This window comes from Sandarakinorhabdus rubra (genome assembly GCF_010994245.1).
GTDB lineage: Bacteria > Pseudomonadota > Alphaproteobacteria > Sphingomonadales > Sphingomonadaceae > Sandarakinorhabdus > Sandarakinorhabdus rubra.
Window position 1 is genome coordinate 1 of the sequence record NZ_WMHO01000156.1, and the last position, 6278, is coordinate 6278.

The 6278-nt window shown below is 67.0% G+C and carries 5 protein-coding genes and 2 pseudogenes; 5 read left to right on the forward strand and 2 right to left on the reverse strand.

Annotated elements, in window-relative coordinates; translation table 11 throughout:
- Together GJV64_RS10160 and GJV64_RS10165 are read left to right on the forward strand one after the other, a co-directional pair.
- A pseudogene (locus GJV64_RS10160) lies at positions 1 to 194 on the forward strand (Ppx/GppA family phosphatase); the annotation flags it as partial.
- Positions 191 to 607: a hypothetical protein gene (locus tag GJV64_RS10165; RefSeq protein WP_164157126.1), complete on the forward strand. Its 417-nt coding sequence runs from the start codon at positions 191 to 193 to the stop codon at positions 605 to 607. The pseudogene GJV64_RS10160 and the gene GJV64_RS10165, both read left to right, overlap by 4 nt.
- Positions 608 to 645: 38 nt before the next feature.
- Here the strand turns inward: GJV64_RS10165 and rnd are convergent, their stop codons facing one another.
- Positions 646 to 1815, reverse strand: coding sequence for a ribonuclease D (rnd, locus tag GJV64_RS10170; protein ID WP_164157127.1), 1170 nt, complete (start codon positions 1813 to 1815; stop codon positions 646 to 648).
- 103 nt (positions 1816 to 1918) lie between these two features.
- Between rnd and aspS the strand changes: the two genes are divergently transcribed.
- From aspS to GJV64_RS10185, 3 genes and pseudogenes are all read left to right on the forward strand, one after another.
- Entirely contained in the window at positions 1919 to 3700 is a 1782-nt protein-coding gene (gene aspS / locus GJV64_RS10175) for an aspartate--tRNA ligase (RefSeq protein WP_164157128.1), read from the forward strand.
- A 543-nt stretch (positions 3701 to 4243) separates the two neighbouring features.
- A pseudogene (locus tag GJV64_RS15755) lies at positions 4244 to 4348 on the forward strand (PEPxxWA-CTERM sorting domain-containing protein); the annotation flags it as partial.
- Positions 4349 to 4360: 12 nt separating this feature from the next.
- Complete coding sequence (locus tag GJV64_RS10185; RefSeq protein ID WP_164157129.1) at positions 4361 to 5149, forward strand: polyphosphate kinase 2 family protein; 789 nt, start codon at positions 4361 to 4363, stop codon at positions 5147 to 5149.
- On the opposite strand, the gene GJV64_RS10190 is transcribed toward GJV64_RS10185, so the two are convergent.
- Positions 5146 to 6278, reverse strand: a 1133-nt coding sequence (locus GJV64_RS10190) for a lytic transglycosylase domain-containing protein (RefSeq protein ID WP_164157130.1), incomplete at its 5' end; no start/stop codon positions are given. The two genes, GJV64_RS10185 and GJV64_RS10190, sit on opposite strands and share 4 nt — an antisense overlap.

Here is a 6278-nt window from a genome sequence, read left to right on the forward strand (position 1 = left end):
GGCTGGGCCAGCGGTTGACCGGCGGCACCGCTGCCGCGCTGGCGGCCAGCCGGCTGGAGCGCGATGGCACGGCATTGGTGCTGCGGCTCGGGGCAGGTCATGCGGATCTGGCCGGCGATGCCGTGCTGCGCCGCCTGAAGCTCTTGGGTGCCACGCTGGAGCTGGAACCCCGGCTGGCGGTGACGCCCCGGTGACACGGCCGCCCCGGCAGGTACCGCTGTCCCTGCGCTATGGCCTCATTGCAATCGCTGGACTGGCGCTGTTGTCCTCGGCCGACTGGCTGCGCGGGCAGCGGCTGCAACTGGCCCCGCCCGGCAACTGGCTGCTGGGTGTGGCGCCGAACTTCGCGGCCGCGATCGCCATCACCTTCGTGCTGCTCGGCGGCTGGACCGATCGGGCTGGCGCGGCGGCCTTTCCAGTGGCCCGTATGCGCTTCATCATGGCGGCGCTGGTCAGCCTGGCCGGACTGATCGGCTGGGAGTTCATTCAGCGCTCGAGCAACCGGTTCGTGTTCGATCCGGCTGACATGCTGGCGACGCTGGTGGGCATCGGCGTTTCGCTGCTGCTGTTCCTGTCGGTCACGCCGCGGCACCTTGGCCAGCCCTGACCGAACTTGTGCCATGGGCGCCGCGTCAGGCGATCGGCTCAGTCCAGCGTTATACGGCTCATCTTCAGCTTGCCGCCGGTGACAGCAAAGCCCAGCCGGCCCTCGACCAGGGCAAGCGCATCCGCGCCGAAGATCTCGCGGCGCCAGCCGTTCAGCACGTCGAGCCCGTCGCGCTGCCCGGCGGCGAGCGATTCGAGGTCATCGGAGCGCACGATCAGGCGCGGCGCCACCCCGGCTTCCTTGGCGCGGATCTTCAGCAGCAGTTTCAACAGGTCGGCGATCAACGCCCCTTCGCTCGACAGGCCCGGCCGCTGCGGCTCGCGGGCGGGCATCTCGTCCGGCCCCAGTGGCTCGGCCTGCTCCAGCGCCGCCATCAGCCGGGCACCGATGGCATTGCCGGCCCAGGCCGCGGACAGCCCGCGCACCTTGGCAAGATCTGCCTGGCTGCGTGGCGGCGAGGAAGCGAGATCGGCCAGTGTTTCGTCCTTGACGATGCGGCCGCGCGGCACATCCTTGTCCTGCGCTTCCAGTTCGCGCCACTTGGCCAGCGCCTTCAACCGGCCCAGCACGTCGGCCTTGCGGCTGGGCAGCCGCAGGCGTTCCCATGCGCGTTCCGGATCGTTGGCATAGGTGGCCGGATCGGAGACCCGCGCCATCTCATCGTCCAGCCACTCGCCGCGCCCGGTCCGCCGCAGCTTGTCGACCATCTTGGGGAACAGCCGGGCGAGGTGGGTGACATCGCCGATGGCATATTCGATCTGGCGATCGTTCAGCGGCCGGCGTGCCCAGTCCGTGAAGCGGGCGCCCTTGTCGACCTGCACGTTGGCATAGGCGGCGACCAGGTTGGTGTAGCCGATCTGTTCACCCAGCCCCAGCGCCATCGCCGCCACCTGCGTGTCGAACAGGGGCTGCGGGGTCTTGCCTGTCAGGTTGTAGATGATCTCCAGGTCCTGCCCGCCGGCGTGGAAGACCTTCAGCACCGGTTCCTCCACCAGCAGCCGCATCAGCGGCGCCAGATCAAGGTCCGGGCTCTTGGGATCGATGGCTGCCGCCTCGTTGGAACAGGCGACCTGCACCAGGCACAGATCGGGATAATAGGTGCTCTCGCGCATGAATTCGGTATCCACCGCGATGAAATCGGCGGTGGCCCAGCGGGCGCAAAGCTGTTCGAGCGTCGCGGTGTCGGTCACCAGCGGATGAATCTGCATGGCCCTGCGTTACGCCAATCTCGCCGCTTGACAAAGCGGTGAATGACGTGTGCTACCCGGCAGCTTCCAAGCCCTGAGCCCTCAGCATCTGCGGACATTCCCCATGCACGCCTATCGCACCCACACTTGCGCCCAGCTTGGCGCCGCCGATGCCGGCCAGACGGTGAAGCTGTCGGGCTGGGTGCACCGGAAGCGCGATCATGGCGGCGTGCTGTTCATCGATCTGCGCGACCATCACGGCATCACCCAAATCGTCGCCGGGCCATCGTCGCCGGCCTTCCCGGTGCTCGATCGCATCCGGCTGGAATCGGTGGTGACCGTCGTCGGCGAGGTGGTGCTGCGCGAGGCCGGCGCGGTGAACCCGAAGCTGCCCACCGGCGCGATCGAGGTGCGGGCCAAGGACATCGTTGTCCAGTCGGCCGCCGAGGAGCTGCCGATGCCGGTGGCCGGCGAAGCGGATTATCCCGAGGACATCCGCCTGAAATATCGCTTCCTCGACTTGAGGCGCGAACGGCTGCACGCCAATATCATGCTCAGGAGCCATGTCATCGCGTCACTGCGGCGGCGAATGATCGAACAGGGCTTCACCGAGTTCCAGACGCCGATCCTCACCGCCTCCAGCCCTGAGGGCGCGCGTGACTATCTGGTGCCCAGCCGCGTGCATCCCGGGAAGTTCTATGCGCTCCCCCAGGCGCCGCAGATGTTCAAGCAACTGATGATGGTTGCCGGGTTCGATCGCTATTTCCAGATCGCCCCCTGCTTCCGCGACGAGGATGCCCGCGCCGATCGCTCGCCCGGCGAGTTCTATCAGCTCGATTTCGAGATGAGCTTCGTCACGCAGGACGACGTGTTCGCCGCCATCGAGCCGGTGCTGGCCGGCGTGTTCGAGGAGTTCGCCGGCTTCGGTGGCCGCGAGCCCTGGGCGGTAACCAAGGGCCCGTTCCCGCGCATCCCCTATGCCGAAGCGATCCTAAAATATGGCAGCGACAAGCCTGATCTCAGGAACCCGCTGATCATCCACGATGTCGGCGAACATTTTCGCGGCTCGGGCTTCGGCCTGTTTGCCCGGGTGGTCGAAGCCGGGCAGGTGGTGCGCGCCATCCCGGCGCCGAACACGGCTGGCCTCAGCCGCAAGTTCTTCGACGACATGAACGAATGGGCGCGGGCGCAGGGCTTTCCCGGCCTCGGATATGTCACCCGGAAGGGCGGCGAGTTTGGCGGCCCCATTGCCAAGAACCATGGCGAGGCGGCCACCGCGGCGCTGTTCGACGCGATGGGACTTGGCCCGGACGATGGCTGCTTCTTTGCTGCCGGCAAGCCTGCCGACGCCGCCAAACTGGCAGGTCTCGCCCGCACCCGCATCGGGGAGCAGCTCGGCCTCATCGAACAGGGCCAGTTCAAGTTCTGCTGGATCGTCGACTTCCCGATGTTCGAGTATAACGAGGACGAGAAGAAGATCGACTTCAGCCACAACCCCTTCTCGATGCCGCAGGGCGAGCTGGAAGCGCTGGAGACCAAGGACCCGCTCGACATCCTCGCCTATCAATATGACATCGTGTGCAACGGCGTCGAACTGTCGTCAGGCGCGATCCGCAACCACAAGCCCGAGATCATGTACAAGGCGTTCGCCATCGCCGGTTACACGAAGGACCAGGTGGACGCCAATTTCTCTGGCATGATCAACGCCTTCAAGTTTGGCGCTCCGCCGCACGGCGGCTCGGCCCCGGGCGTTGACCGTATGGTGATGCTGATCGCGGACGAACCCAATCTGCGCGAAGTGGTGGTGTTCCCGATGACCCAGAAGGCCGAAGACCTGATGATGGGCGCACCGGCCCCGGCCACGCCGCGCCAGTTGCGCGAACTCCACATTCGGGTGGTGGATTGATCTTCTGTTCTGGCCGGGACTTGAGTTGAAGTGACTCTCATGTAATTCTTCGCGCGTTGGTGGCGTATGGGGGCGGCATCGGCGCGGGGGATCGAGATGAAATATCTGGCGATGGTCGCAACAGCGGCGGCGGGCCTGACGTCGGCCGCATCTGCCACCAGCACCATCATCCATGGAGGCTTCACCGCGACGGACTGGATTGTCGAGGCCGGCAGTCCGGTCACACCGCCACCCGTGCTCACGCTTGCCTTCCGGCTGACCTTCAATCCCGCGCAGGCCTATGCCGGTGACACCGCGGCGCTGACCGTGTTGACGCCGGCCTTTCCTTTCACACTCGGCTTTTCCTTTGATCCGGTCAGCCAGCGCATCGTCCTGGCCAGCGATGTCAGCGCGGCCCCCTGCGCCATGCCGGCGAGCAGCTTCTGCGCGGTCTTCGAACAGTTCAGGACGAACGAGCCGGACATCGTGCTGGCCGCGCCCGGCAGCGACGGCGTGTGGGTGGCCGGCACAGTGATCCCCGGCGAGGCTTCGTATGACGGCAGCGCCATCCCGGAACCGGCAAGCTGGGCCATGCTGATCGCGGGCTTCGGGCTGGTCGGTGCCGCGTTGCGCCGGCGCACGCTGCTTGCCAACGCACGCCCGGCCTGACAGCGTGGCGGGATGAGCCCGCCCGACCTTGCCGATTACGGCATCGACCATGACCTGCCGCGTGAGGTTTATGAAGAGCGTCTTCTGGCTCTGCAGCATCGGCTGGAGCTGATCCAGGCGGCCTATATCGCGCAGGGGCTGAAGGGCATTGTCGCCATCGAGGGCTGGGACGCTTCCGGCAAGGGCGGGCTGATCACCCGCATGCTGGCCACGCTCGATCCGCGCTTCTGCAAGGTCTGGTCGATCGCCGCGCCCAGCCGCGAAGAGGCCGCCCGCCATTATCTCTGGCGCTTCTGGCAGCGCCTGCCCGGCAATCGCGAAATCGCCGTCTACGACCGCACTTGGTATGGCCGGGTGCTGGTGGAGCGGGTGGACGGCTTCACGACCGAGGCTCGCTGGCAGGCCGCCTATGACGAGATCAACCAGTTCGAGGCCCAGCTGATCGCCGACGGCACAAGGCTGGCCAAGGTCTTCCTGCACATCACCCAGAAGGAACAAGACAAGCGGCTTGAGGAACGGCTGAAAACCCCCTGGAAACGCTGGAAGACGGGGAAGGATGATTATCACAATCGGTCCCGGCGCGCGGCCTACCTGGAGGCCTATCACGACATGTTCGCGCGCTGCTCGCCGGCTGACGCGCCGTGGCATGTGGTGGCGGCCAACGACAAGAAATGGGCCCGCATCAGAAGCCTGGAGATCATCTGCGAAACGCTATCGGCCGGCGTGGACCTGAGCTGGCCCGATCCAGATCCCGAACTGGTGAAGATCGCCGAACAGGCTCTGGGCAAGCGGCTGTTCTAGCCGGGATTCGTCTTGCCCAGCCACTGGCTCAGCCGGTTGCCGGGCCGCGTCGTCGCCTTTTCGGGATAGAGGCTTTCATAGACGACGGCGTTTTCCAGCACGCGCTGGACATAGTTGCGGGTCTCGGCAAACGGGATGCCCTCAATCCAGTCGACAGCATCCCCTTCGCGCGGGTCGCCAAGCTGGGCGAGGAACTTCCTCACATTGCCCGGCCCGGCGTTGTAGGCCGCCACCGCCAGCACCGCCGAGCCACCATAGGCGGCGCGCAGCCGCTCGATGTAGGCGCTGCCCAGGGTCACGTTCCACACCGGGTCTTCGGTCAGCCGGCTCGTCGGGCTGGGTGGCAGGCCCAGCTTGGCAGCCTGTTCGGCAGCGGTGGCCGGCACCAGCTGCATCATCCCCAGCGCATTGGCCGACGAGCGGGCGCCGCGGTCGAACTGGCTTTCCTGCCGGGTGATGGCGTGGATGATAGCAAAGCGCGGTTGCAGCGTTTCCGGCAGCGGCAGCACCGGGAAGCTGGCAGACAACAGCGCGAGGCCGGACACGTCGCGAGCGGCCTTGGCGGCGTTGACCGACAGGTCGAGCCGGTCGAGGGCAGTGGCCTTGAAGGCCAGCGTCGCGGCGCGTTCCGGTGTGTCGGCGCGCGACGCGATGTGGCGCAGGAAGATGGTCTGGCGATCACGGTCTACGGCGCCCAGCGCGGTGGCGGCGCGCAGCAGCGGATCCAGCGTGCCGAGCGGAGCGGAATCGACCGGCGGCAACGGTGCCCGCTTCAACGCCAGTGGCTGGCCCAGCTTCTCGGCCGCCAGCTGGCCATAGAAATAATCGGGGTGGGCGGCAGCAGCGGCATAGAAGCCGCGCGCCGCCTCGGCCTGGCCAGCAGCCTCGGCGGCCCGGCCCGACCAGTAATCGCCGCGCGACTGGCTGATCGCCGTCTGCGCAGCGGCACGGGCATTGCGGAAATGCGTGAGCGCCGCTGCCGGCTGGTTGAGCCGGCGCAGGGCGAGCCAGCCGGCCAGCCATTCGCTGTCGAGATAGAGCGCCCGTTCGCTGACCGGCCGGTCGGCGACGATGGCCACGCTGAGCTGATGCCCGGCCAGCACCGCGCGCGCGGCCTCGCTGTTGCCGG